The 25,980-nt window shown below is 34.1% G+C and carries 22 protein-coding genes and 4 tRNA genes; 25 read left to right on the top strand and 1 reads right to left on the bottom strand.

The genetic code is table 11. The features are described from left to right. Positions 1-17 precede the first annotated feature (17 nt). The 5 genes from BUC23_RS00175 (at position 18) to BUC23_RS00155 (ending at position 5,812) form a co-directional block, all read left to right on the top strand. Positions 18-1,976, top strand: a complete 1,959-nt coding sequence (locus BUC23_RS00175) for a putative porin (protein ID WP_073203532.1) — start codon at positions 18-20, stop codon at positions 1,974-1,976. 185 nt (positions 1,977-2,161) lie between these two features. Next, positions 2,162-3,523 (top strand): pyridoxal-phosphate dependent enzyme, encoded by a 1,362-nt coding sequence (locus tag BUC23_RS00170; RefSeq protein ID WP_073203529.1) that lies wholly within the window; start codon positions 2,162-2,164, stop codon positions 3,521-3,523. A 97-nt stretch (positions 3,524-3,620) separates the two neighbouring features. Next, complete coding sequence (locus BUC23_RS00165; protein ID WP_073203526.1) at positions 3,621-4,103, top strand: 3'-5' exonuclease; 483 nt, start codon at positions 3,621-3,623, stop codon at positions 4,101-4,103. A 119-nt stretch (positions 4,104-4,222) separates the two neighbouring features. Continuing rightward, positions 4,223-5,494, top strand: a complete 1,272-nt coding sequence (locus BUC23_RS00160) for a DUF2851 family protein (protein ID WP_073203522.1) — start codon at positions 4,223-4,225, stop codon at positions 5,492-5,494. Between the two features lie 90 nt (positions 5,495-5,584). After that, positions 5,585-5,812 (top strand): PspC family transcriptional regulator, encoded by a 228-nt coding sequence (locus tag BUC23_RS00155; protein WP_073203519.1) that lies wholly within the window; start codon positions 5,585-5,587, stop codon positions 5,810-5,812. A gap of 77 nt (positions 5,813-5,889) precedes the next feature. Here the strand turns inward: BUC23_RS00155 and BUC23_RS00150 are convergent, their stop codons facing one another. Beyond that, positions 5,890-7,368 (bottom strand): amino acid permease, encoded by a 1,479-nt coding sequence (locus tag BUC23_RS00150; protein ID WP_073203514.1) that lies wholly within the window; start codon positions 7,366-7,368, stop codon positions 5,890-5,892. A gap of 279 nt (positions 7,369-7,647) precedes the next feature. Here BUC23_RS00150 and BUC23_RS00145 point away from each other — a divergent pair, with 279 nt between their 5' ends. The 20 genes from BUC23_RS00145 (at position 7,648) to BUC23_RS00050 (ending at position 25,969) form a co-directional block, all read left to right on the top strand. Beyond that, a complete protein-coding gene (locus BUC23_RS00145) occupies positions 7,648-8,532 on the top strand; it encodes a ComEA family DNA-binding protein (protein ID WP_073203511.1) in 885 nt (294 codons plus the stop codon). 196 nt (positions 8,533-8,728) lie between these two features. Continuing rightward, positions 8,729-9,898, top strand: a complete 1,170-nt coding sequence (locus tag BUC23_RS00140) for an acyl-CoA dehydrogenase family protein (protein ID WP_073203508.1) — start codon at positions 8,729-8,731, stop codon at positions 9,896-9,898. 241 nt (positions 9,899-10,139) lie between these two features. Then, the gene (gene rpsU, locus BUC23_RS00135) at positions 10,140-10,334 is read left to right on the top strand and encodes a 30S ribosomal protein S21 (RefSeq protein WP_035670421.1); all 195 of its coding nucleotides are present in this window, start codon (positions 10,140-10,142) and stop codon (positions 10,332-10,334) included. A gap of 71 nt (positions 10,335-10,405) precedes the next feature. Beyond that, positions 10,406-11,299, top strand: coding sequence for a tyrosine-type recombinase/integrase (locus tag BUC23_RS00130; RefSeq protein ID WP_073203505.1), 894 nt, complete (start codon positions 10,406-10,408; stop codon positions 11,297-11,299). Between the two features lie 33 nt (positions 11,300-11,332). Continuing rightward, positions 11,333-11,635, top strand: a complete 303-nt coding sequence (gene hpf / locus BUC23_RS00125) for a ribosome hibernation-promoting factor, HPF/YfiA family (RefSeq protein WP_073203502.1) — start codon at positions 11,333-11,335, stop codon at positions 11,633-11,635. 90 nt (positions 11,636-11,725) lie between these two features. Then, positions 11,726-11,799: transfer RNA gene (locus BUC23_RS00120), tRNA-Thr, on the top strand. A gap of 33 nt (positions 11,800-11,832) precedes the next feature. After that, positions 11,833-11,913 (top strand) — tRNA-Tyr (locus BUC23_RS00115). An 86-nt stretch (positions 11,914-11,999) separates the two neighbouring features. Beyond that, positions 12,000-12,071: transfer RNA gene (locus BUC23_RS00110), tRNA-Thr, on the top strand. 54 nt (positions 12,072-12,125) lie between these two features. Next, complete coding sequence (tuf, locus tag BUC23_RS00105) at positions 12,126-13,313, top strand: elongation factor Tu (RefSeq protein WP_073203499.1); 1,188 nt, start codon at positions 12,126-12,128, stop codon at positions 13,311-13,313. 55 nt (positions 13,314-13,368) lie between these two features. Next, positions 13,369-13,439, top strand: a tRNA-Trp gene (locus BUC23_RS00100). Positions 13,440-13,457: 18 nt separating this feature from the next. Further along, positions 13,458-13,655, top strand: coding sequence for a preprotein translocase subunit SecE (secE, locus tag BUC23_RS00095; protein ID WP_073203496.1), 198 nt, complete (start codon positions 13,458-13,460; stop codon positions 13,653-13,655). A gap of 10 nt (positions 13,656-13,665) precedes the next feature. Further along, a complete protein-coding gene (gene nusG, locus BUC23_RS00090; RefSeq protein ID WP_073203492.1) occupies positions 13,666-14,217 on the top strand; it encodes a transcription termination/antitermination protein NusG in 552 nt (183 codons plus the stop codon). Positions 14,218-14,284: 67 nt separating this feature from the next. Then, complete coding sequence (gene rplK / locus BUC23_RS00085; protein WP_035619182.1) at positions 14,285-14,722, top strand: 50S ribosomal protein L11; 438 nt, start codon at positions 14,285-14,287, stop codon at positions 14,720-14,722. A 13-nt stretch (positions 14,723-14,735) separates the two neighbouring features. Further along, positions 14,736-15,425, top strand: a complete 690-nt coding sequence (rplA, locus tag BUC23_RS00080; RefSeq protein ID WP_073203489.1) for a 50S ribosomal protein L1 — start codon at positions 14,736-14,738, stop codon at positions 15,423-15,425. Positions 15,426-15,447: 22 nt separating this feature from the next. Then, positions 15,448-15,960: a 50S ribosomal protein L10 gene (rplJ, locus tag BUC23_RS00075; RefSeq protein WP_073203487.1), complete on the top strand. Its 513-nt coding sequence runs from the start codon at positions 15,448-15,450 to the stop codon at positions 15,958-15,960. A gap of 90 nt (positions 15,961-16,050) precedes the next feature. Further along, entirely contained in the window at positions 16,051-16,419 is a 369-nt protein-coding gene (gene rplL / locus BUC23_RS00070; RefSeq protein ID WP_039109063.1) for a 50S ribosomal protein L7/L12, read from the top strand. A 273-nt stretch (positions 16,420-16,692) separates the two neighbouring features. After that, positions 16,693-20,505 carry a DNA-directed RNA polymerase subunit beta gene (gene rpoB, locus BUC23_RS00065; RefSeq protein WP_073203483.1) on the top strand — a complete coding sequence of 1,271 codons (3,813 nt, stop codon included), beginning with the start codon at positions 16,693-16,695 and terminating at the stop codon, positions 20,503-20,505. A gap of 246 nt (positions 20,506-20,751) precedes the next feature. Further along, a complete protein-coding gene (gene rpoC / locus BUC23_RS00060) occupies positions 20,752-25,065 on the top strand; it encodes a DNA-directed RNA polymerase subunit beta' (protein WP_073203480.1) in 4,314 nt (1,437 codons plus the stop codon). A gap of 3 nt (positions 25,066-25,068) precedes the next feature. Next, complete coding sequence (locus tag BUC23_RS00055; RefSeq protein WP_073203476.1) at positions 25,069-25,380, top strand: DUF3467 domain-containing protein; 312 nt, start codon at positions 25,069-25,071, stop codon at positions 25,378-25,380. Positions 25,381-25,615: 235 nt separating this feature from the next. Then, on the top strand, positions 25,616-25,969 hold the full coding sequence (locus tag BUC23_RS00050) for a hypothetical protein (RefSeq protein WP_073203473.1): 354 nt from the start codon (positions 25,616-25,618) through the stop codon (positions 25,967-25,969). Positions 25,970-25,980: the final 11 nt, after the last annotated feature.

The raw sequence follows: 25,980 nt of genomic DNA, 5'->3' as shown, positions 1-25,980 counted from the left end.
AATTATACAATCTACTAATGAGAATCTTCTTTTTTTTTATTTTTTTATCATTCTCCACTTTGTGCTTTTCTCAGGAAAAAAACAGCAACACTTTAGATTCAAATAGTAAATACAATAGTTCGGACTCCATAAAAAAAGCAAAACAACCTGTTGCCGACATAGATCAGTATCGAGTTATTACTTTGGATCGGGATACCACTTATATCGATACTTCTTTAAGCATACAAAGAGAATACAGTCATAATTATTTAAGAAAAGATACTTTTGGGCTTTTAGCTTTCGCTAATGATGGACAAACCTATAATACACTGCAATACAGTTTAACTGATTTTTCTCCTTTCCCTGAATTTGGATTTAAAGCAAAACATTTCAATTTTCTCGAAGCAAATCAGATACGATACAGCTCAGTGGCAACTCCTGCAACAGAACTATATTTTAAAACTACGATAAAAAAAGGCCAGTCGGCAGATTCATTTATTACTTTAAATACCTCTGAAAACCTTAATCTTTCTATAGCTTACAAAGGATTACGTTCTGAAGGGCAGTATATAAATCAATTGTCAAGTACAGGAAATTTTAGATTCACAGTAAGTTATAACACTAAAAATAAAAGATATTATTCTAATGCGCATTATACTTATCAGGATATTTTAAACTATGAAAATGGCGGAATCACAACAAATAGTGATTTTGAAAGTGAAGACCCGAATTTTGAAAACAGACAAAGATTAGAAGTGTTTTTGAATGATGCTAAATCATTTCTGAAAGGGAAAAGAGTATTTTTAGATCACAGTTTTAGAATCAATCCTACAAAAGGAGCTAATAATTTATATGTAAACCATCAGTTTAATTATGAAAATAAGTTTTTCGAATACAATCAAGCCACAGTCCCGTCTTCTGTAGGAGGAACTGTAGTGTATCGTTTTGGTGAATCTTTTAAAAGCAGTGGAATTAATGACCAAACCCATTACAATAAAATGTATAATAAAATGGGGTTAACTTATGAAAATACAACTTTAGGTAAATTTCAGTTTTTTGCGGATGATTTTAGGTCCAATTATTACTACAGTCAGATTTTGATTTTTGATGATAAAACGGTTCTAAGTTCGTTGAGCCAAAACATAAATAATATTGGTGGTCAATATGAATACCAAAAGAATAAGTGGAATGGAAAATTTTTATATTCAAGATCCGTTACCAATCAATCGCTTTCGAATTTAGATGCAAAGTTGAAATATGAGTACAATGATGAAACGGAATTGACATTTCAATATCAAAACATAAACAAGTTGCCAAATAACAATTATGATTTGTACCAAAGCAGTTATGTTCAATACAATTGGTCGAATGATTTCAAGAATGAAAAAATAAATTCTGTATCTGCCAATGCAATTACGCCGTGGGTTAATGCTTCGCTGCAGTATTCGGTATTAAATGATCACCTTTATTTTGCTGATGTTTCAACGGATGCTCAAATACAGGCTCGCACGCAAATCGTTGCGCCAACACAATATGATAAGACTATAAATTATTTATCCATTAAAGCGAACAGAGAATTTATTTTTGGCAGTTTTGCGTTAGATAATACGATTTTATATCAAAAAGTGGGTCAGCAAGATAACATCTTAAATGTACCTCAAATTGTAACCAGAAATACCTTCTACTACTCGGGTTATTTTTTCAAAAAGAATGCATTATTTTTACAGACCGGTATTTCACTGAATTATTTCACTAAATACTTTGGGAATGAATACAATCCGGTAATTGGTGAGTTTTTTGTTCAAAACAAAAAAGAAATTGGTAACTATCCCAACCTTGATTTTTTCATCAACGCAAAAATTCAAAGAACCAGAATTTATTTTAAAGCAGAACATTTCAATTCTTCGTTGACTGGTAATAACTTTTATTCGTCACCTAATAACCCGTACCGTGATTTTACAATCCGTTTTGGATTAGTTTGGAATTTCTTCAATTAATTTTTTGGAGCGAATGATTTGGCATTTTAATGATGATAGTTCCTGCTGTCCGCTGTATCTCTTCACTCCGTTACGAGGATGCTGCTTCCATCAGGACTAAAAAGCAAAAAATTTGCTAATTGCCAAACATTTTTTTAATTCTATCTTTGCACCGTAAACAGATTTCGGTAAACTTATAAACTCAAATGAAATATTCAGAAAATATATTAGGAACAATAGGCAACACGCCATTAGTAAAACTTAATAAAGTGGTTGCGGGTGTTGATGCATTAGTACTCGCTAAGGTAGAGACGTTCAATCCGGGAAATTCTGTAAAAGACAGAATGGCCGTAAAAATGATTGAAGATGCCGAAGCGGACGGGAGATTAAAACCAGGAGGAACCATTATTGAAGGGACTTCAGGAAATACGGGAATGGGATTAGCTTTAGTGGCTATCATTAAAGGATACAAATTGATTTGTGTAATTTCAGACAAACAATCCAAAGAGAAGATGGATATTCTTCGTGCTGTAGGTGCAAAAGTAGTGGTATGCCCTACCGATGTTGAACCAACGGATCCACGTTCTTATTATTCTGTTTCTAAAAGACTGGCAGAAGAAACACCTAATTCTTGGTACGTAAATCAGTACGATAATCCATCAAATGCGTTAGCACATTACGAGCAAACAGGGCCTGAAATTTGGGAACAAACAGAAGGTAAAATCACTCATTTTATTTCGGGTGTAGGAACTGGAGGAACGATTTCAGGAGTTGGTAAATACTTGAAAGAGAAAAACCCAAATATTAAAATTTGGGGAATTGATACCTACGGTTCTGTATTTAAAAAATACCATGAGACGGGAATTTTCGACGAAAATGAAATCTATTCGTATATCACCGAAGGGATTGGTGAAGATATTTTACCACTGAATGTTGATTTCTCTTTGATTGACGGATTCACAAAAGTAACGGATAAAGACGCCGCGGTTTATACCCGTAAAATCGCACTTGAAGAAGGGATTTTTGTTGGTAATTCAGCTGGTGCAGCAATAAAAGGATTGTTACAGCTCAAAGAGCATTTCAAGCCAGAAGATGTCGTTGTGGTTCTTTTCCATGATTCAGGAAGCCGTTATGTGGGTAAAATGTTCAATGACGATTGGATGCGTGAAAGAGGTTTTCTTGAAGAAGAAATTACAAAGGCCGAGGATGTAATCAAAGACCATATCGATAAGCCATTAGTAATCGTTCGTACGGAAGAATTAGTATCTCATGCTATCGAACGCATGCGAAAATATAAAATCTCTCAAATTCCAGTGATTGATATTACCGGATTTGTAGGTTCTGTTGATGAAAGTGATCTGTTTCAAAGTTATGTAGAGGACAAAAATTCAGCTGAAAGACCTATTCGCGAAATTATGGGAAAACCATATCCAATTGTAAAATTAGGTACGCCAATCGAAGAAGTTTCTAAACTTTTCAGTAAAGAAAACGAAGCTGTTCTAATTGATTTAGGGAACGGAAGACACCATATTATCACGAAATATGATATTATTGGTTCAATCAAATAGTAATTCAATTTCTAAATATTAAAGTTTCTGTAACCACAAATTTGACGACTTAATTTCGTTAAATTTGTGGTTTTTAGTTTTATAAAACACGAATAAAATGACCTTCACTGCTATAGATTTTGAAACTGCAATCGCATTCCATCCTTGTTCCGTAGGTATTGTTACCGTTGAAAACGGAATAATTGTAGATGAGTTTGTCAGTTTAATTAAACCACCAAATAATCTATATTCTCCTTTTACCATTCAGGTTCATGGGATATATCCGCGAGATACAATTAATGCAAAATCATTTGCACAAGTATTTCCAGAAATACAAAAACGGCTAAAGAATAGAGTTGTTGTGGCTCATAATGAGAGTTTTGACAGAAATGTTTTGGCTAAATCAATGGCGCTTTATGGCTTGAATTATGATGAATTAAACTTGGCTTCTCGTTGGGAATGCACAGTGAAAATTTATAAAGCTAAAGGACTAAAACCAGCTAAATTAAGTGATTGTTGCAGGGAAATGAAAATCCAGCTCAATCATCACGAAGCTTTATCTGATGCACGTGCTTGTGCCAAATTATATTTATTACGATAATTTTCAGTGAGAGCAACGGAGCAATTTGTATTGGATATTGTTTTTGTTTTGTAAGGTAAGTTGGTAGTTTTTTAGTACTTTAGTCTTTCATTTTTAAGCTATTATCTAAAAAACATAAAATGAAAGAAGATTTTCTCCATTACCTCTGGAAATTCAAGAAGTTTGATGCGTTAAATTTGAAAACTTCTAATGAGGAGGAAATCACAATCATCAATGTTGGGCAATATTTAGAATTAGCCGGTCCTGATTTTTTCAATGCCCAAATTACCATTGGAGATCAAAAATGGGCCGGAAATGTGGAAATCCATCTTAAATCTTCAGATTGGTATGTGCATCATCATGAGAGGGATTCAGCGTATGAAAACGTGATTCTTCACGTAGTTTGGGAACATGATACCGAGATATTCAGACGCAATAATACTGAAATTCCAGTTTTAGAGCTCAAAAAATATGTCGAAAAAGAGACTGTCGAAAACTATCAATCACTTATCTCTCCAAAATCGTGGATTTTTTGTGAAAAACAATTGATAGATGTCGATGAATTTACCTTAAAAAACTGGCAGGAACGTTTGTTTTTCGAACGTTTAGAAAGGAAATCTCAACCTATATTCGATTTATTGGAACAAACTAATCAAGATTGGGAAGCTGTTTTGTTCTGTCTTTTAGCTAAGAATTTTGGTTTAAATACCAATGGTGAAATTTTTATAAAAATAGCGCAATCTATCCCTTTTTCCATTATTAGAAAAGAAAGTTTTGAAGTCGAAAACCTCGAAGCTTTGCTTTTTGGTACTTCCGGATTATTGGACTCAGAAAAAGAAGATAATTATTTTAAAGATTTGAAATTCAGGTATTACTACTTGTTGCACAAATATCAAATAGAGAAAAATTCCGTAGAACCAGTTCAGTTTTTTAAACATCGTCCTGATAATTTTCCGACGATTCGATTGTCGCAATTAGCCAATTTATACCACAGCCAACAGAATTTATTTTCGAAAATAAATTCAGTGAGTTCGTTAAAGGATATTTATGAAGTGTTTCAGGTATCTGCTTCAGAATATTGGTTAAACCATTACCAGTTCGATAAAGAGAGTCCGAAGAAAAAGAAACCGCTTTCTAAATCTTTCATAGATTTGATTGTTATAAATACTATAATTCCGATTCAGTTTGCGTATGCAAAAAGTCTTGGAAAGGAAATTTCTGAGGATTTAATAAGTCTTTTAAATGAGGTGTCTCCGGAGAAAAATGCCATTATAGATAAATTTAGTTTTTTTGGAATAAAAGCAAAAAGTGCTTTTGAGACGCAATCTTTGTTGCAACTTAAAAATGAATATTGCAATAAAAGTAAATGTTTAGAATGTAGGGTTGGGATGGAATTATTGAAAAAAAGTTGATTCCGTTATTTTTGGATTTGTTTTATTGAAGAATGTTGTAATTTTGTTTTCTGAATAAATAATTAACCAACTCACCGAATAAACTTAAAGATGTCTGCAATAATTAAATTGAAGTTCTTTTTTGAAAAACATGGATTTCATGTCTCTTCGCGTTTAGCTGACACATTAGGAATGCGTGCCAGTAGCGTAAGATTGTTTTTTATATACTTATCGTTTGTTACTGTGGGATTATGGTTTGCGGTTTATTTGACATTGGCTTTTTGGATTCGGCTCAAGGATTTAATCCGCGCTAAACGCACTTCGGTTTTTGATTTATAAATGAAGGTTAATCTTATAAAAAAAGGGACTATAAAGTTGAATACTTTATAGTCCCTTTTTAGTTTATAGAATAAAAATTATTCTTTTGGATTGTTTAACACGCTATTTTTCTTTCCGTATGCAAAATATATTATAACACCTATTGCCATCCATGCAAAAAGTCTTAACCAGTTAGTCCAGCCTAAACCAGCCATCATTAACACACAAGTGATAACCCCTAAAATAGGAACTAAAGGCACAAATGGAGTTTTGAATTCTCTTACCATATTAGGTTCTTTCTTTCTAAGAATAATAACAGAAACACACACAAGTGAAAAGGCAAATAATGTTCCTATACTTGTCATGTCTCCTACGATATCTCCAGGAATAAAAGCAGCAAATAAACCAACAATTACTAAAATTGCAATATTTGCTTTGTATGGAGTTTTGTATTTTGGGTGCAAATCACTAAACACTTTAGGCAATAAACCATCTTTACCCATCGCATAAAATACTCTTGATTGTCCTAGTAGCATAACTAAAATCACAGAAGAAAACCCTGCTAAAATTGCCACAGTCACTAATTGACCTAACCAAGCATATCCAATCATATATTTATTAATTGCAAATGCTACAGAAGCTTCTTTTCCTCCAGTTCTGAAATCTTCAATTGTTGCAACACCAGTTAATACGTGAGCAAAAAGAATGTACAATACAGTACAAATCGCTAGAGATCCTAGAATACCTATTGGCATATTTCTTTTTGGATTTATTGTTTCCTGTGCAGCTGTACTTACTGCATCAAATCCAATAAAAGCAAAGAAAACGGTTCCAGCTGCTCCAATTATTCCCCAAAATCCTCCAAATTTATGATCGATTCCATGTTCATCTGTGAAAATTGAACTTGCTGGAATGTAAGGAGTGTGATTTGCCGGATTTACAAAATGCCATCCTATAATAATGATCATTATTACAATAGCAACTTTTACGATTACAATGATTCCATTTACAAAAGCGGATTCTTGTATTCCTTTTATTAGTAATAAACTAATAACACTAACGATAAATAAAGCAGGGATGTTGATCATTCCGTGTTCTCCAGTTACTGCATCAGTCTGAAATGGTGAATGCGATAATGAATAAGGAATTGGACTCATATGGAGCACATTGACCAGTAAATTGTTTAAGTATTCGCTCCACGCGATTCCTACCGTGGCAGCTCCTACTGCATATTCAAGAATTAAATCCCAACCAATGATCCAGGCTAAAAATTCACCCATAGTTGCGTAGGTGTAGGTGTAGGCACTACCAGAAATTGGTATTGAAGAAGAAAGTTCTGCGTAACACAATCCCGCTAATGCGCATCCAATTGCAGCAACAACAAAAGCTATTGTTACAGATGGTCCTGCATTTTGTGAAGCAGCCATTGCTGTTCTTACAAACAATCCTGCGCCTATGATTGCACCAATTCCTAATGCGATTAGAGTCCAAGCGGTTAATGTTCTTTTTAATCCCTTTTCAGAATCGGCTGCTTCTGCTAAAAGCTGAGCCAATGGTTTTCTTTTCCAAATAGACATGTTTTATGGTTTTTTTGTTATTAAGCACCAAATGTATTGTTTTTTATAAAAAATAAAAATAATAATTAGGATTTAAGTCATAAAATTATAATTCAGCAATGTTTTATAGGCTTTGGTCTTTTAGTAAGATGCCTTTTTTTAGAATAAACTAACTGTTAAATGCATTTGGTTTTGATATCTGTCATTTTTGTCTTTCGAATATTTTTTAAAGACGTAAAATTTTTCTTATTTTTAGAGTTCGAAAAGTTAAATCAGATAATAATAACTTAATTACAAAGTATGGCGTTTAAAACAATAAGTGGATATTTTATGTTTTCACGAGAACAACGTAAAGGTATTTTTGTGTTATTCGGAATTATTATCGTTTTACAAATGCTTTATTTTCTTGGAGACTTCAGTATGTTGGTAAAAGAATTTCCTGAGAAACAAAAATGGCTTTCGCTGCAATCTCAAATTGATTCCATGAAAATGGAAAAAAAAGAGTCCCCAAAAATTTATCTTTTCAATCCTAATTTTATTACGGACTACAAAGGCTATAAGTTAGGAATGTCTGTTCAAGAGATTGATCGACTGTTGGCTTTTAGAAAAGAGAATAAATACGTTAATTCAGCTAAGGAATTCCAAAACGTAACTCAGGTTTCGGATTCGTTATTAAATTCAATAGCGCCCCTTTGTAAATTTCCGGATTGGGTAAATAATAAGAAGCAGTTTAAATCTTATGAGAAATATTCAAACAAGGCTTTCGCCGAAAAAGAGAAAATATTTTTTATCGATATCAATAAAGCCACAAAAGAAGATTTGATAAAAATTTATGGAATTGGCGAAGCAATTTCCCTTAGAATCTTGAAACAAAAGGAAAATCTTGGAGGATTTGTTTCTATGGAACAAATGAAAGATGTATGGGGATTATCTCCCGAAGTTATTGAGAATTTGAATACTCATTTTAAAGTTTCGGTGATGCCAAATTTTAAAAAAATAGAAATCAATAATGCTTCATTAAAGGAACTTTCTCAGTTTTCTTATTTCAGGTACCCATTGGCAAAAGAAATTGTGACGTACAGAAGTATGAATGGAGATATTAAGAACATTGAGGATTTAACAAAAATTAAGGGGTTTCCTGTTGATAAAATAAAAATAATAGAGCTATATTTGGTTTTTAATTAAAAGTGCATAGTTAAGTGGTTTATTTGTTTTTTGGTTGGCTACAAAAGTGTCTTTTTGCTACTGATTTTAGTTTTTCTAATTAGTAGTAATCGTATTGACTCAAAACACTAAAATTTGGAACAAAAAAACCTGTTTTTTGACTTTAATTAAAAAATAGATGACTACAACTTATTAAAATAAAAAAAATATTATTTACATGGATTCAACATTTTTTACGGAAGAACATCAATTATTTAGAAAGAGTTTAAAAGATTTTTTACAGAAAGAAGTTGTACCTCATATTGAGAAATGGGAAAAAACGGGTACAATTGAGCGTTTTATATGGAAAAAGTTTGGAGAAATGGGTTTTTTTGGAATACGTTATCCAGAGGTTTATGGTGGATTGAATTTAGATTTATTTTACACCGTAATTTTTTTAGAAGAACTTCAAAAAATAAAATCTTCTGGTTTTGCCGCCGCTATGTGGGCGCATTCTTATTTAGCAATGACGCATTTGAATGCGGAAGGTGATGAGCGAATTAAACAAGACTATTTAGTGCCAAGTATTTCTGGTGATAAAATAGGAGCATTGTGTATTACAGAGCCTTTTGGAGGTAGTGATGTTGCCGGTATGCGCACTACTGCTGTGAGAAAAGGAGATAAATATGTTATTAATGGTTCTAAAACATTTATAACTAATGGTGTTTATGGTGATTATTATGTAGTTGCCGCAAAAACGAGTCCGGAGCTTGGGAACAAAGGTATTAGCATGTTTTTGATGGATAGTAATCTTAAAGGGATTTCTACTGTAAAACTGGATAAATTGGGTTGGAGAGCTTCAGATACTGCTGAAATTGCATTTGATAATGTCGAAATTCCTGTTGAAAACTTAATGGGCGAAGAAGGCAAAGGGTTTCCTTATATTATGCAGCATTTTGCTTTAGAGCGTTTGATTATGGCAATAAATGCGCACGCTAGAGCTGAGTATGCAATTGAGTATACAATAGATTACATGTCACAACGAGAGGCATTTGGCAGAACAATAGATAAGTTTCAGGCGTTAAGACATACAATAGTAGAGCATGCAACAGATGTTGAGCATTGTAAAGTATTTAATTATGCTGCCGTAGCCCGATTAGATAAGGGAGAATATGTGGTCAAGGAGGCTACTATGGCTAAATTAAAATCTACAAAAGTGGCTGATGAAACAATTTATAGTTGCTTGCAAATGCTGGGAGGTTATGGCTACATGGAAGATTATCCGTTAGCGCGTTTATTTAGAGATAGTCGTTTGGGACCAATAGGTGGTGGAACTTCAGAAATCCTTAAGGAGATTTTATCGAAAATGATAATTGATAAACAAAATTATAAGCCAGCTGTGGAATAATAACTTTTTTGAATATAAAGAATAGAATATAGAGCCAAGGAGCATGAAATTGTAACTTGGCTTTTTTAGCTATTATAGTGATCAAAAAAATAGGTCTTTGCATTATAATTAATTCATTTATTCTACTAATCTAAAGATATAATTGTCTAGAAATATAATTGAAAAATAAATATAGATTCATAACTCATAATTCAAAAGTTTGATTACTTTTGCACACTTAAAGAAAGGGGGTGTCTATATTATGTTAATTATACCAATTAAAGACGGAGAAAATATCGATAGAGCGTTAAAACGTTACAAAAGAAAATTTGATAAAACAGGAACTGTTCGTCAATTAAGAGCACGTACTGCTTTTATTAAGCCTTCAGTAACTAATAGAATCAAAATTCAAAAAGCGGCTTATATCCAAAATATGAGAGATAACTTAGAGAGTTAGTCAATATCTATTAAAATAAATTACCGTTAGTCATTAAAAGTTTTATAACTTTGATGCTAACGGTTTTTTTTATGAATAATAAAGACGCATTTCGGGATTATCTACAAATGGAGAAGAAATATTCTCCGCATACTGTAAATGCGTATTTGACTGATTTAGAATACTTCGAAAAATTCAACACCCTTCATTTTGATCAAGAAGATATAGACCAGGTAAACTATAATCAAATTAGAAGTTGGATCGTGGCGCTTGTCGATGAGAACATGTCAAATGTAACTGTTAATAGAAAGATTGCATCCTTAAAAGCATTTTACAAATTTTTATTAAAAACAAAACAAATCGAAGCTAGTCCTTTATTGAAACATAAAGCGTTAAAGGTTTCTAAGATGCTTCAAATTCCATTTTCTGAAAAAGAAGTTGCTGATGCACTCACTCAGATGCAAAACCCAATAGGTTTTGAAGGGATTAGAAATAAGCTTGTAGTCGATCTGTTTTATAGTACCGGCATGAGAAGAACTGAGTTGATTCATTTAGAGTTAATGAATGTTAATTTGTCAAGTTGTACGATAAAGGTTCTAGGTAAAAGAAATAAAGAAAGAATACTTCCGGTTTTGCCAATAATCGCAGAGCAATTCTCGTTGTATATGAAAGAGCGATTGTGTTTAGAATCTATCGTGGATAATGAATTTTTTTTTCTCACAAAAAAAGGGTTAAAATTGAATGATACCTTTGTGTATCGGTTAATAAATTCTTACTTTAGTGCTGTCTCTGAGAAAGTAAAAAAAAGTCCGCATATATTGCGACATTCGTTTGCTACTCATCTATTAAATAACGGGGCTGATTTGAATTCGGTGAAAGAATTATTGGGACATTCCAGTCTGGCATCAACACAAATATATACGCACAATAGTTTGTCAGAACTAAAGAAAGTATATAAAGATGCGCATCCAAGGAATCAGAAGTAATTTGAAAATGTTTAACTATTAAAAAAATTGATTATGAAGGTAAATGTTCAAGCGGTTAACTTTACTGTTGACAAAAAACTGGTAGATTTTGTTCAAGAAAGAATGGACAAATTAGAAAAATATTACGATAAAGTAGTATCGGCAGATGTCTTTTTGAAAGTTGAAAAGACCAGCGATAAGGAAAATAAAATTGCCGAGATTAAAATTAATGTTCCGGGAGATGATTTTGTAGTTAAAAAGCAGTGTAAAATTTTTGAAGAAGCAGTGGAGCTTTGTGCTGAATCTTTAGAAAGATTGTTGGTAAAAAGGAAAGAAAGAATAAGTTCACACATTTAATATAAATTTTTTTTAAAAAATGTTTTGAATGAGAGATAAAATCTCTACATTTGCAGTCCGTTAGAAATAGCGGACTTTTTTTATTGATTCGCCAGCGTAGCTCAGTTGGCTAGAGCAGCTGATTTGTAATCAGCAGGTCGTGGGTTCGAGTCCCTCCGCCGGCTCAAAACTGTAACGGTTTGACAATAATAAAAGTAGGGGAGATACTCAAGCGGCCAACGAGGGCAGACTGTAAATCTGCTGTGTAAACTTCGCAGGTTCGAATCCTGCTCTCCCCACAGAATAAAAGTAGATGTTGAAATTAAGGTTTTAAATTTTTTTTTGAATCTGAAATCTCAAATCAAATTCTGACATCAAGGATTCTGCCGGTGTAGCTCAGGGGTAGAGTGCTTCCTTGGTAAGGAAGAGGTCTCGGGTTCAATTCCCGACATTGGCTCAAGTAAGTAGGAAATAGAAATTAATATATAACTAAGATTAAAAATTAAGTAAAATGGCAAAGGAAAATTTTAACCGTAACAAGCCCCATTTAAACATTGGAACAATTGGGCACGTGGATCACGGAAAAACGACATTAACTGCGGCAATTACAAAAGTATTGTCTGATGCAGGTTACTGTCAAGCAAAATCATTTGATCAAATTGATAATGCTCCAGAAGAAAAAGAAAGAGGTATTACAATTAATACATCTCACGTTGAGTATGAAACTGCTAATCGTCATTACGCTCACGTTGACTGTCCTGGTCACGCGGATTACGTAAAAAACATGGTTACAGGTGCTGCTCAAATGGATGGTGCTATTCTTGTAGTTGCTGCGACTGATGGTCCTATGCCACAAACACGTGAGCATATCCTTTTAGGTCGTCAGGTAGGTATTCCTAGAATGGTTGTATTCATGAATAAAGTGGATATGGTTGATGATGAGGAATTACTTGAATTAGTTGAGATGGAAATCAGAGACTTGTTATCTTTCTACGAATATGATGGAGATAATGGTCCTGTTGTTCAAGGTTCAGCTTTAGGTGGATTGAATAATGATCCAGTTTGGGTACCAAAAATTCTTGAATTGATGGCAGCTGTTGATGCTTGGATCGAAGAGCCAGTAAGAGACGTTGCAAAACCTTTCTTAATGCCTGTTGAAGATGTATTCTCAATCACTGGTCGTGGAACTGTTGCTACAGGTCGTATCGAAACAGGAGTTGCTAATACAGGAGATCCAGTTGAAATCATTGGTATGGGAGCTGAAAAATTAACTTCTACTATTACTGGAGTTGAGATGTTCCGTAAAATCCTTGATAGAGGTGAAGCAGGAGATAACGTAGGTATTCTTTTAAGAGGTATTCAAAAAGAAGACATCAAAAGAGGAATGGTTATCTGCAAGCCAGGTTCAGTTAAGCCACACGCTACTTTCAAAGCTGAGGTTTATATCTTGAAAAAAGAAGAAGGTGGTCGTCACACACCATTTCATAATAACTACCGTCCACAGTTTTACGTACGTACAACTGACGTAACAGGTATCATTACTTTGCCAGAAGGTGTAGAGATGGTTATGCCTGGGGATAACTTAACTATTAGTGTTGTATTGCTTAGTGCAATTGCATTAAATGTTGGTTTACGTTTCGCTATCCGTGAGGGTGGTAGAACAGTAGGTGCTGGTCAGGTAACTGAAATCACAGCGTAGTTATATATAATTAAGTAAAGCCAGTAACCGCTTAGGTTGTTGCTGGCTTTTAACTACGGGCGTAGTTCAAGGGTAGAATAGCGGTCTCCAAAACCGTTGATGGGGGTTCGAATCCCTCCGCCCGTGCAAATAAACTAAATCACAATGACAAAAGTTGTTAATTACATATCAGAGGCATTTGAGGAGTTAAAGTCAAATGTAACTTGGCCAGCTTGGGCTGAAGTACAACGTCTAACGATTGTTGTTGCTGTATTTTCAGTAGTATTCGCTTTGGCAACTTGGGGAGTTGATGAAATTTTCGCAAAAGCATTAGCCGGATTTTTTAACTGGATAAAAGCATAATTTTTTTGTTATGGCAGATAGTAGTGTAAAAAAGTGGTATGTCGTTAGAGCGGTAAGTGGACAAGAGAATAAAGTGAAAGCATACATCGAAACTGAAATCGCAAGATTAGGGATGGGTGATTATGTTTCGCAAGTTCTGGTTCCTACTGAAAAAGTGGTTACTGTTAAAGAAGGAAAAAAAATAATCAAGGATAAAGTTTATTTTCCTGGTTATGTTATGATTGAAGCAAACCTAATTGGGGAGATTCCTCATATTATTAAATCTATAACAAGTGTTATTGGTTTTTTAGGTGAAACAAAAAATGGGGAACCTGTACCGTTAAGAGTTTCTGAAGTAAATAGAATGTTAGGTAAGGTTGATGAGTTAGCTGTTAATACAGATACTCGATCTATACCATTCAACTTAGGTGAAACTATAAAAGTTGTTGATGGTCCGTTTAATGGTTTCAATGGTACTGTTGAGAAAATTAACGAAGAAAAGCGTAAACTTGAAGTAATGGTTAAGATTTTCGGAAGAAAAACCCCGTTGGAATTGAGTTTTATGCAAGTTGAAAAAGTATAATTTTTGTTACATCTATAATATCCACCACAATCGCTTCCAATGATTGTTGTGTTAAATTTTTTAAAAAATGGCTAAAGAAATTAGTAAGGTAGTTAAACTACAAGTTAAGGGAGGTGCTGCGAATCCATCGCCACCGGTTGGACCTGCTTTAGGAGCTGCTGGGGTAAACATCATGGAGTTCTGTAAGCAATTTAATGCTAGAACTCAAGATAAACCCGGCAAAATATGCCCAGTACAAATTACTGTGTATAAAGACAAATCATTTGATTTTGTTGTAAAAACTCCTCCGGCAGCAGTTCAGTTAATGGAAGCTGCAAAGCTAAAATCTGGTTCTGGTGAGCCTAATCGTAAAAAAGTAGCTAGTGTTACTTGGGAACAAATTAGAGCTATTGCTGAAGACAAGATGCCAGACTTAAATGCATTCACTATGGAGTCTGCAATGAGTATGGTTGCTGGAACAGCTAGATCTATGGGTATAACTGTATCAGGAGATTCTCCTTTTTAATTAAGAGAAAAACATGGCAAAATTGACAAAAAAGCAAAAAGAGGCTGCTTCAAAAATTGAAAAGAACAAACTATATTCTCTTAAAGATGCTGCGGCATTAATAAAAGTAGTTTCTTCTGCAAAATTTGATGAGTCTGTTGACATCGCAGTTCGTTTGGGTGTAGATCCAAGAAAAGCGAATCAAATGGTTAGAGGTGTGGTAACATTACCTCACGGAACTGGTAAAGACGTTAAAGTATTAGCATTGGTTACTCCAGACAAAGAAGCGGAAGCTTTAGCAGCAGGAGCAGACTTTGTAGGTCTTGACGATTATTTACAAAAAATAAAAGACGGTTGGACAGATGTTGATGTAATCATCACTATGCCTTCTGTTATGGGTAAATTAGGTCCATTAGGTCGTATATTAGGACCTAGAGGTTTAATGCCTAACCCTAAAACAGGTACTGTAACTATGGATGTTGCAAAAGCTGTTCAAGAGGTAAAAGCTGGTAAAATTGACTTTAAAGTTGATAAAACTGGTATAGTGCATGCGGGAATTGGTAAGGTTTCTTTTGGGGCTGAACAAATTGTTGACAATGCTCACGAAATTATTCAAACATTAATCAAACTTAAACCAACTGCGGCTAAAGGAACTTACATCAAAAGTATTTACCTAACTAGCACTATGAGTCCTGCAATTGCATTGGATCCTAAAGCAGTATAATTGGTAGTTAAAAATTTTTAGTATGACTAGAGAAGAAAAATCAATCGCGATTGAAGTTTTAACTGCACAGTTAGCTGGTACAAACATTGTTTATGTATCTGATATTTCTGGACTTAATGCAGAGACTACTTCAAACTTGAGAAGAGCTTGTTTTAAAGCAGGTATAAAATTAGAAGTTGTTAAAAACACTTTGCTTGCAAAAGCAATGGAAGCTTCAGCTAATGATTATGGAGATTTACCTTCAGTTTTGACTGGTAATAGCGCTATATTCATTTCTGACATAGCAAACGCTCCTGGTAAGATAATAAAAGATTTCAGAAAAAAATCAGCTAAACCTGTATTAAAGGGAGCTTATATTAATGCTGAAATTTATATCGGAGACGATCAATTAGATGCATTAGCAACTATTAAATCTAAAGAAGAGCTTATCGGCGAACTTATTGGATTATTGCAGTCACCAGCACAAAGAGTTATTTCTGCTCTTCAAAACCAATTCGCAAAAAGCGAAGAGGCTACAGAAGAAGTGGAAGCATAATAAAAATAGAGTTTTGCTCTAGTTTTTATTTAAAAAAGCGCACAATAAATAAATTATATTTTTACAAATCATTTTAAAACGATAGAAAAAATGGCAGATTTGAAACAATTCGCAGAACAATTAGTTAACCTAACGGTAAAAGAAGTTAACGAATTAGCAACAATATTAAAAGATGAGTACGGAATCGAACCAGCTGCTGCAGCTGTAGTAGTTTCAGGTGGTGGTGAAGCTGCTGCTGAAGACGTTCAAACAGAATTTACAGTTGTATTAAAAGCAGCAGGTGCTTCTAAATTAGCAGTTGTGAAATTAGTAAAAGAACTTACAGGTTTAGGTTTGAAAGAAGCTAAAGATGTAGTTGACAGCGCACCAAGTAATGTAAAAGAAGGTGTTTCTAAAGAAGAAGCTGAAGGGCTTAAAAAATCTTTAGAAGAAGCTGGAGCTGAGGTTGAACTTAAATAGTTTAACTCTTTTTGAGAATTAGGTTTAGGTCTTGGATTCATATCCAAAGACCTAAACCATTTTTCGTATAACAAAAGTCTACCTTGTATAATTACATATTAGTCTTTTATAATAAATTCATTTTACCCATTACGAGGAAAAAAAATTAACAGATAATAAGAAAGTAGTTATCTTAAATTGGTTTTTAAAGATGTAATGGTAGTAAAAGAAAAGTATAAATAAATTATATTTATACGCAAATAATTACTTTTTTAATCAAAATTTTGTCCATTGATGATAACAAATCAAACTGAAAGATTGAATTTTGCCTCTACTAAAAATATTCCTGATTATCCAGATTTTCTAGATGTTCAGGTTAAATCGTTTAAAGATTTTTTTCAATTAGAAACTAAATCTGACGAAAGAGGCGACGAAGGGCTTTACAATACCTTCATGGAAAATTTCCCTATTACTGATACAAGAAACAATTTTGTATTGGAATTTCTTGATTATTTTGTAGATCCGCCTCGTTACACAATTCAAGAATGTATAGAAAGAGGTCTTACTTATAGTGTGCCTTTAAAAGCAAGGTTAAAACTGTATTGTACAGATCCGGAACATGAAGATTTTGAAACAATTGTTCAAGATGTTTATCTTGGTACAATTCCTTATATGACACCAAGCGGTACCTTTGTTATTAATGGTGCTGAGCGTGTAGTTGTTTCTCAATTACATAGATCACCAGGTGTTTTCTTTGGTCAATCATTCCATGCAAATGGAACAAAATTATATTCTGCCAGAGTAATTCCTTTCAAAGGTTCTTGGATAGAATTTTCTACGGATATAAACAGTGTAATGTATGCTTATATCGACAGAAAGAAAAAGTTACCTGTAACTACTTTATTCCGTGCAATTGGATTCGAAAGAGACAAGGATATCCTAGAGATTTTTGATCTTGCAGAGGAAATTAAAGTTTCTAAAACAGGACTTAAAAAATATATCGGTAGAAAATTAGCTGCTCGTGTATTGAATACATGGCATGAAGATTTCGTAGATGAAGATACTGGTGAAGTAGTTTCTATCGAACGTAACGAAATAATCCTTGATAGAGATACCATTATCGATAAAGATAATGTTGAAGAAATCATTGATTCTAACGTTAAATCTATTTTGTTGCATAAAGAAGATGCTAATCAAGGTGATTATGCCATTATTCACAATACGCTGCAAAAAGATCCAACAAATTCTGAAAAAGAAGCTGTTGAGCATATCTACAGACAATTGCGTAACGCAGAACCGCCTGATGAAGAAACTGCTCGTGGTATTATAGATAAATTATTCTTCTCTGATCAACGTTACAACTTAGGTGAAGTAGGTCGTTATAGAATGAATAAAAAACTTGGTTTAGATATCCCAATGGAAAAGCAAGTGCTTACCAAAGAAGATATCATTACCATTGTAAAATATTTGATCGAATTAATCAACTCTAAAGCGGAGATTGATGATATTGATCACTTATCAAACCGTCGTGTTAGAACAGTTGGTGAGCAATTGTCACAACAATTCGGTGTTGGTTTAGCACGTATGGCCAGAACTATTAGAGAGCGTATGAACGTTAGAGATAACGAGGTGTTTACACCAATAGATTTGATTAATGCTAAAACATTATCATCTGTTATCAACTCTTTCTTTGGAACAAACCAGTTGTCTCAGTTTATGGATCAAACGAATCCACTAGCAGAGATTACACACAAAAGAAGATTATCTGCACTAGGACCAGGTGGACTTTCGAGAGAAAGAGCAGGTTTTGAGGTACGTGACGTTCACTATACGCATTACGGACGTTTATGTCCAATTGAAACTCCTGAGGGACCAAACATTGGTTTGATTTCATCTCTTGGTGTTTATGCTAAAGTAAACGGAATGGGTTTCATTGAAACACCTTACCGTAAAGTAACAAATGGAACTGTAGATTTAGTTTCTACTCCAGTTTACTTAAGCGCAGAAGAAGAAGAAGGAATGATGATTGCTCAGGCAAACATTCAAATGGATGTTACTGGAAAAATTACTGCCGAAGACGTAATTGCACGTCAAGAAGGTGATTTCCCGGTAATTGAACCAACAAGAGTAGATTATACCGATGTTGCTCCAAACCAAATTGCTTCTATCTCAGCTTCTTTGATTCCTTTCTTAGAACATGATGATGCGAATAGAGCCTTGATGGGATCTAACATGATGCGTCAGGCCGTACCATTAATTCGTCCTGAAGCTCCAATTGTTGGAACTGGTTTAGAGCGTCAAGTTGCTTCTGATTCTAGAGTTTTAATTAACGCTGAAGGAGATGGAGTTATTGAATATGTAGATGCAAATATCATCACTATCAAATACGATCGTTCTGAGGAAGAAAGAATGGTAAGTTTTGAACCTGATGAAAAAACATACAATCTAATTAAATTTAGAAAAACCAATCAAGGTACAAGTATCAATCTAAAACCTATCGTAAGAAAAGGGGATAGAGTGGTTCCTGGACAAGTATTGTCAGAAGGTTATGCTACTCAAAATGGAGAATTAGCTTTAGGTAGAAACCTAAAAGTTGCATTTATGCCATGGAAAGGGTACAACTTTGAGGATGCGATTGTAATTTCTGAAAAAGTAGTTCGTGACGATATTTTTACCTCTATTCACGTTGATGATTATTCATTGGAAGTTAGAGATACTAAATTAGGTAACGAAGAATTAACGAACGATATACCGAACGTTTCTGAAGAAGCTACTAAAGATTTAGATGAAAATGGTATGATTAGAATTGGAGCCGAGGTTAAACCTGGTGACATTCTTATCGGAAAAATTACTCCAAAAGGAGAATCAGATCCTACTCCGGAAGAGAAATTGCTTCGTGCAATCTTCGGGGATAAAGCAGGTGATGTAAAAGATGCTTCATTGAAAGCGTCTCCTTCTTTACATGGTGTTGTTTTAGACAAAAAATTGTTCGCGAGAGCAGTAAAAGATAAACGTAAACGTACACAAGACAAGGATGCTTTAGGAGCACTTGAAATGGAGTTTGAAGTTAAATTTGTTGAATTAAAAGACAAATTGGTTGAAAAGCTTTTCTTGATCGTCAACGGAAAAACATCTCAAGGTGTAATGAATGATTTGGGTGAAGAAGTTTTACCAAAAGGTAAAAAATATACTCAAAAAATGCTTTATGCTGTAGAAGATTTTGCTCACTTAAGTAAAGGTCAATGGGTAGCTGATGATGCTACCAATAAAATGGTTAATGATTTAATTCATAACTATAAAATTAAATTGAATGATTTACAAGGAGCATTAAGAAGAGAGAAATTCACAATTACTGTTGGTGATGAATTACCAGCTGGAATTTTGAAATTAGCTAAAATTTATATTGCTAAGAAACGTAAACTGAAAGTTGGGGATAAAATGGCTGGACGTCACGGTAACAAAGGTATTGTTGCTCGTATTGTTCGTCATGAAGATATGCCTTTCCTTGAAGACGGAACGCCAGTTGATATCGTGTTGAACCCATTAGGTGTACCTTCACGTATGAATATTGGTCAAATTTATGAAACTGTTTTAGGTTGGGCTGGACAGAATTTGGGTAGAAAATTTGCTACACCAATTTTTGACGGAGCAACTTTAGATCAAATCAATGAATTGACTGACGAGGCTGGAGTACCACGTTTTGGACATACACATTTATATGATGGTGGTACAGGAGAGCGTTTCCATCAAGCAGCAACAGTTGGAGTAATCTACATGTTGAAACTTGGACACATGGTTGACGATAAAATGCACGCACGTTCTATAGGTCCATACTCGTTGATTACACAACAACCACTTGGAGGTAAAGCTCAATTTGGAGGTCAACGTTTTGGAGAGATGGAGGTTTGGGCACTTGAAGCTTATGGAGCATCAAGTACTCTTCGAGAAATCTTGACTGTGAAGTCTGATGATGTTATCGGTAGAGCTAAAACTTACGAAGCAATCGTTAAAGGTGAATCTATGCCAGAACCAGGATTACCTGAATCATTCAATGTATTAATGCATGAATTAAAAGGTCTTGGACTTGACATTCGTTTAGAAGAATAAATAATATTTGAAGTAGTCAGTCTCAATTTTTATTGGGACTGATTACTCATTTATAAAAGTTTTTAGGATTTATACCCGTAACCCGTTCCGATTTTTTATTTAGAACCAAGAGGTTTTATAATTAGCACTTCAAAAAAATTTTATTTGAAGTTTAGTGAAGTAATTCGAGGTAATAGTTTTAATGATTTAAGTAAATCATAAATCTAAAATCAATTTTTAATTGCAAATAAATCAATAGTAAAAACTATGATGAATAATAGAAATAATAACAATAAAGATAAAAACCCTGTAAAAAGGTTTAATAAAATCTCAATAGGCCTTGCTTCTCCTGAATCTATCTTGAAAGAATCAAGAGGTGAAGTATTAAAGCCAGAAACTATCAACTACAGAACGCACAAACCAGAGCGTGATGGTCTTTTCTGCGAAAGAATTTTCGGACCAGTTAAGGATTTCGAATGTGCTTGTGGTAAATACAAAAGAATACGTTACAAAGGGATCATCTGTGACCGTTGTGGTGTAGAAGTTACTGAGAAAAAAGTACGTAGAGACAGAGTTGGTCACATCAATCTAGTTGTGCCTATTGCTCATATCTGGTATTTCCGTTCTCTTCCAAACAAAATTGGTTATATCCTTGGTCTTCCATCTAAGAAATTAGATATGATTATTTACTACGAAAGATACGTAGTAATCCAAGCAGGTATCGCTAAAAATGCGGAAGGTGAATCAGTACAAAGATTAGACTTTTTGACAGAAGAAGAATATTTGAATATTTTAGATACTCTTCCTGCTGACAACCAATATCTTGATGATTTTGATCCTAATAAATTTGTTGCCAAAATGGGAGCAGAGTGTATTATGGACTTATTGGCAAGAATTGATTTAGATCAATTGTCTTACCAATTAAGACACAATGCTAACAATGAAACGTCTAAACAACGTAAAACTGAAGCGTTAAAAAGATTACAAGTTGTTGAATCTTTCCGTGAGTCTAACTTGAACCGTGAGAATCGTCCTGAATGGATGATTATGAAAGTGGTACCAGTTATTCCACCAGAATTACGTCCGCTCGTACCACTTGATGGAGGTCGTTTTGCAACTTCAGATTTAAATGATTTATACCGTCGTGTAATTATACGTAACAACCGTTTGAAGAGATTAATGGAGATTAAAGCTCCAGAAGTTATCTTAAGAAATGAAAAACGTATGTTGCAGGAATCTGTAGATTCACTTTTCGATAATACGCGTAAAGCTTCTGCAGTAAAAACAGAATCAAACAGACCATTAAAATCATTATCTGATTCCCTTAAAGGTAAACAAGGACGTTTCCGTCAAAATTTACTTGGAAAACGTGTGGATTATTCTGCTCGTTCGGTAATTGTTGTTGGACCTGAATTGAAATTATCTGAATGTGGTATCCCTAAAGATATGGCAGCAGAATTATACAAACCTTTTGTTATCCGTAAATTGATAGAAAGAGGAATTGTAAAAACTGTAAAATCAGCTAAGAAAATAATAGATAAGAAAGAGCCTGTAGTTTGGGATATCCTTGAAAATGTTATCAAAGGTCACCCAATATTACTGAATCGTGCTCCTACTTTGCACAGATTAGGTATCCAAGCATTCCAACCAAAATTAATTGAAGGAAAAGCAATCCAATTGCACCCTTTAGTTTGTACTGCATTTAATGCGGATTTTGATGGGGATCAAATGGCAGTTCACTTGCCTTTAGGACCAGAAGCTATTTTGGAAGCACAACTATTAATGTTGGGTTCTCACAACATTCTGAATCCTGCAAATGGTGCTCCAATTACGGTACCTTCTCAGGATATGGTCTTGGGTCTATACTATATGACCAAAGAACGTTTATCTACGCCTGAGCTTAAAATTTTAGGAGAAGGAATCACTTTTTATTCTGCTGAAGAAGTAAATATTGCTTTGAATGAAGGTAGATTAGAATTGAATGCTTCTGTGAAAATTAGAGCAAAACATTTTAATGAAGCTGGTGACTTAGTTTACCAAATTATTAAAACTACTGCTGGTCGTGTATTATTTAATGAAGTAGTACCTGAAGCAGCTGGATATATCAATGATGTATTGACTAAGAAAAACCTTAGAGATATTATCGGACACGTTTTAAGCGCTACCGATGTACCTACAACTGCGGCTTTCTTGGATAACATGAAAGATATGGGTTACAAATTTGCCTTCAAAGGTGGATTGTCATTCTCTCTTGGTGATATTAGAATTCCAGATCAAAAACCAAAATTAATTGCAGATGCCAGAGAACAAGTTCAAGGAATTTCTGTAAATTATAACATGGGTCTTATTACTAATAACGAACGTTACAACCAAGTTATTGATGTATGGACTTCAGCAAATGCTCAATTGACAGAATTAGCAATGAAAAACATTAGAGAAGACCAACAAGGTTTCAACTCGGTGTATATGATGCTTGATTCTGGAGCAAGGGGTTCCAAAGAACAAATTCGTCAGTTAACTGGTATGCGTGGTTTGATGGCTAAGCCAAAAAAATCTACTGCTGGTGGTGGTGAAATTATTGAAAACCCGATTCTTTCTAACTTTAAAGAAGGTCTTTCTATCCTTGAGTACTTTATCTCTACTCACGGTGCGCGTAAAGGTCTTGCGGATACGGCTTTGAAAACGGCCGATGCAGGATATTTAACAAGAAGGCTACATGATGTGTCTCAAGATGTTATTGTAAACATTGATGATTGTGGTACTCTTAGAGGTGTTGAAGTATCAGCATTGAAAAAGAATGAAGAAATAGTTGAAACTTTAGGAGAAAGAATTTTAGGACGTGTTGCATTGCAAGACGTAATTAATCCTTTAAATAATGATGTACTAGTTCGTTCAGGTGAGCAAATCACTGAGGCATTAATGAAACAAATTGAAGCTTCTCCAATTGAGAAAGTGGAAGTTCGTTCGCCTCTTGTTTGTGAAGCATTGAAAGGAATTTGTGCTAAATGTTACGGTAGAAATTTAGCTACCGGAAAAATGACTCAAAGAGGAGAAGCTGTTGGTGTTATTGCAGCACAGTCTATTGGAGAGCCTGGTACACAGTTGACATTACGTACATTCCACGTTGGAGGGGTTGCGGGTGGTATATCTGAAGAATCAAGCATCATTACGAAATTTAATGGTAAACTTGAAATCGAAGATTTAAAAACTGTTAAAGGTGAAGATAGCGAAGGTAATGCAGTTGATATTGTAGTATCTCGTTCTACTGAGTTAAAATTAATTGATGAAAGAACAGGTATTTTATTAAGTACTAATAATATCCCTTACGGTTCTAGTATCTTCGTTAAAGACGGTCAATCTGTTGTTAAAGGAGATGTGATTTGTAAATGGGATCCATATAATGGAGTTATCGTTTCTGAATTTACCGGTAAAATTGCTTACGAAGAATTAGAGCAAGGTCAATCATATATGGTTGAAATTGATGAGCAAACTGGTTTCCAAGAAAAAGTAATTTCTGAATCTAGAGCTAAAAAATTAATTCCAACTTTATTGGTTTACGGTAAAGACAATGAATTGATTCGTTCTTACAACTTACCAGTTGGAGCCCACTTGATGGTTGAAAACGGGGAGAAAATTAAAGCAGGTAAAGTATTGGTGAAAATTCCTCGTCGTTCTTCTAAATCAGGAGATATTACAGGAGGTTTACCAAGAATTACAGAGTTGTTAGAAGCTCGTAATCCTTCAAATCCAGCTGTTGTTTCTGAGATTGATGGTGTTGTTTCTTTTGGAAAAATCAAAAGAGGTAACCGTGAGATCGTTATCGAATCTAAATTTGGTGATGTTAGAAAATACTTGGTTAAATTATCAAGCCAAATTCTAGTTCAGGAAAATGACTTCGTAAGAGCAGGGGTGCCTTTATCTGATGGAGCGATTACTCCGGATGACATTTTAAGAATTCAAGGACCAGCTGCTGTTCAACAGTACTTAGTTAATGAAATTCAAGAAGTATACCGTTTGCAAGGGGTAAAAATTAACGACAAACACTTTGAAGTAGTAATACGTCAAATGATGCGTAAAGTAAGAGTACAAGATCCAGGTGATACTTTATTCTTAGAAGATCAATTAATTCACACTAAGGACTTTATCGTTCAAAATGATAAATTGTATGGTATGAAAGTGGTTGAAGACGCTGGAGATTCTAGTGCATTAAAAGAAGGACAAATTATTACGCCTCGTGAATTGCGTGATGAAAACTCTTTATTGAAACGTACAGATAAAAATCTTGTTGTGGCTCGTGATGTTGTTACTGCAACTGCAACACCTGTTTTACAAGGTATTACAAGAGCATCGCTTCAAACTAAATCGTTTATCTCTGCTGCATCGTTCCAAGAAACTACTAAAGTATTGAATGAAGCTGCTGTTGCAGGTAAAATCGATTACTTAGAAGGATTGAAAGAAAATGTAATTGTAGGACATAGAATCCCAGCCGGAACTGGTATGAGAGAATATGACAATACAATTGTAGGTTCAAAAGAAGATTATAATGACATGATGGCCAATAAAGAAGAATATATTTATTAAGGTATGAGTAATTCTAATCAACAACAGGAGCAAATCAACATTGAGTTGGACGAAAAAATTGCGGAAGGAATTTATTCCAACTTGGCAATAATTAATCATTCTTCTTCAGAATTTGTTTTAGATTTTGTAAGTATTATGCCGGGTATTCCTAAGGCTAAAGTAAAATCAAGAATTGTCTTGACGCCGCAACACGCCAAAAGATTATTGAAGGCCATTGGAGAAAACATTCACCGTTTTGAAGTCGCTCATGGCGAAATAAAAGACAGTGAACAACCTTCAATTCCTCTTAATTTTGGTCCTGCAGGTCAGGCTTAATTGTAATAGAATTGTAGAAAAGGCTCCAGAAATGGAGCCTTTTTTTTGTGTAAATTTTTTTGTTATTTTTTGATTTGAAGGAATACATCGATATGCACTAACCAAAAAGAATTGTGATTTCGTCGTTTAACCGATAAAGAAGCCGTTAATCGAAAATATTTTTTACTGCTATTTTAAAGATATAGTTTAGCTCAAGAATAGGGAATAAAGTTATCCTCTATAAAAGAATTATCTTATGAACAACTTTTCTAAGCAAGACAAGAATACTAAAATCACAACTATTTTAATAGTGGTAATCTTTGCTTTGTTTTGTAATGTTTCTGTTTTTGGTCAAACTGCAGAAAAAAATGAAGTTGTGAATAATACAATTGAAGGTAACACTATTGCAAAACAAGAAAACACTTCGGTTTCTTCAAACATAAATTTTGTTCTTTGGTTTATGGGATCAAAACAAGATCCTAACAGAACTATTTCAACTGAAACTTCTAATGCTAAAAAACAAATAATGACTTCTGGAATGGCTCCAAATCGTTTGTTAATTAAAGCCTTTTTGAAAAAAGCCATCAATTTAGAAAGTACGATTGCATAAATTAAGATTAT

Source organism: Flavobacterium xinjiangense (assembly GCF_900142885.1).
Classification (GTDB): Bacteria; Bacteroidota; Bacteroidia; order Flavobacteriales; family Flavobacteriaceae; genus Flavobacterium; species Flavobacterium xinjiangense.
This window is presented reverse-complemented; position numbering and strand designations above follow the sequence as displayed.

Excerpts from the sequence above, each read along its gene's own strand:
- BUC23_RS00150 (WP_073203514.1), bottom strand. The coding sequence starts at position 7,368 with ATGTCTATTTGGAAAAGAAAACCATTGGCTCAGCTTTTAGCAGAAGCA.
- nusG (WP_073203492.1), top strand. The coding sequence starts at position 13,666 with ATGGCAGATAGTAGTGTAAAAAAGTGGTATGTCGTTAGAGCGGTAAGT.
- BUC23_RS00145 (WP_073203511.1), top strand. The coding sequence starts at position 7,648 with ATGGCGTTTAAAACAATAAGTGGATATTTTATGTTTTCACGAGAACAA.
- BUC23_RS00160 (WP_073203522.1), top strand. The coding sequence starts at position 4,223 with ATGAAAGAAGATTTTCTCCATTACCTCTGGAAATTCAAGAAGTTTGAT.
- rpoC (WP_073203480.1), top strand. The coding sequence starts at position 20,752 with ATGATGAATAATAGAAATAATAACAATAAAGATAAAAACCCTGTAAAA.
- BUC23_RS00170 (WP_073203529.1), top strand. The coding sequence starts at position 2,162 with ATGAAATATTCAGAAAATATATTAGGAACAATAGGCAACACGCCATTA.
- rplL (WP_039109063.1), top strand. The coding sequence starts at position 16,051 with ATGGCAGATTTGAAACAATTCGCAGAACAATTAGTTAACCTAACGGTA.
- BUC23_RS00050 (WP_073203473.1), top strand. The coding sequence starts at position 25,616 with ATGAACAACTTTTCTAAGCAAGACAAGAATACTAAAATCACAACTATT.
- BUC23_RS00175 (WP_073203532.1), top strand. The coding sequence starts at position 18 with ATGAGAATCTTCTTTTTTTTTATTTTTTTATCATTCTCCACTTTGTGC.
- BUC23_RS00055 (WP_073203476.1), top strand. The coding sequence starts at position 25,069 with ATGAGTAATTCTAATCAACAACAGGAGCAAATCAACATTGAGTTGGAC.
- rplK (WP_035619182.1), top strand. The coding sequence starts at position 14,285 with ATGGCTAAAGAAATTAGTAAGGTAGTTAAACTACAAGTTAAGGGAGGT.
- rpsU (WP_035670421.1), top strand. The coding sequence starts at position 10,140 with ATGTTAATTATACCAATTAAAGACGGAGAAAATATCGATAGAGCGTTA.
- BUC23_RS00155 (WP_073203519.1), top strand. The coding sequence starts at position 5,585 with ATGTCTGCAATAATTAAATTGAAGTTCTTTTTTGAAAAACATGGATTT.
- secE (WP_073203496.1), top strand. The coding sequence starts at position 13,458 with ATGACAAAAGTTGTTAATTACATATCAGAGGCATTTGAGGAGTTAAAG.
- rplA (WP_073203489.1), top strand. The coding sequence starts at position 14,736 with ATGGCAAAATTGACAAAAAAGCAAAAAGAGGCTGCTTCAAAAATTGAA.
- BUC23_RS00140 (WP_073203508.1), top strand. The coding sequence starts at position 8,729 with ATGGATTCAACATTTTTTACGGAAGAACATCAATTATTTAGAAAGAGT.
- rpoB (WP_073203483.1), top strand. The coding sequence starts at position 16,693 with ATGATAACAAATCAAACTGAAAGATTGAATTTTGCCTCTACTAAAAAT.
- BUC23_RS00130 (WP_073203505.1), top strand. The coding sequence starts at position 10,406 with ATGAATAATAAAGACGCATTTCGGGATTATCTACAAATGGAGAAGAAA.
- rplJ (WP_073203487.1), top strand. The coding sequence starts at position 15,448 with ATGACTAGAGAAGAAAAATCAATCGCGATTGAAGTTTTAACTGCACAG.
- BUC23_RS00165 (WP_073203526.1), top strand. The coding sequence starts at position 3,621 with ATGACCTTCACTGCTATAGATTTTGAAACTGCAATCGCATTCCATCCT.
- tuf (WP_073203499.1), top strand. The coding sequence starts at position 12,126 with ATGGCAAAGGAAAATTTTAACCGTAACAAGCCCCATTTAAACATTGGA.
- hpf (WP_073203502.1), top strand. The coding sequence starts at position 11,333 with ATGAAGGTAAATGTTCAAGCGGTTAACTTTACTGTTGACAAAAAACTG.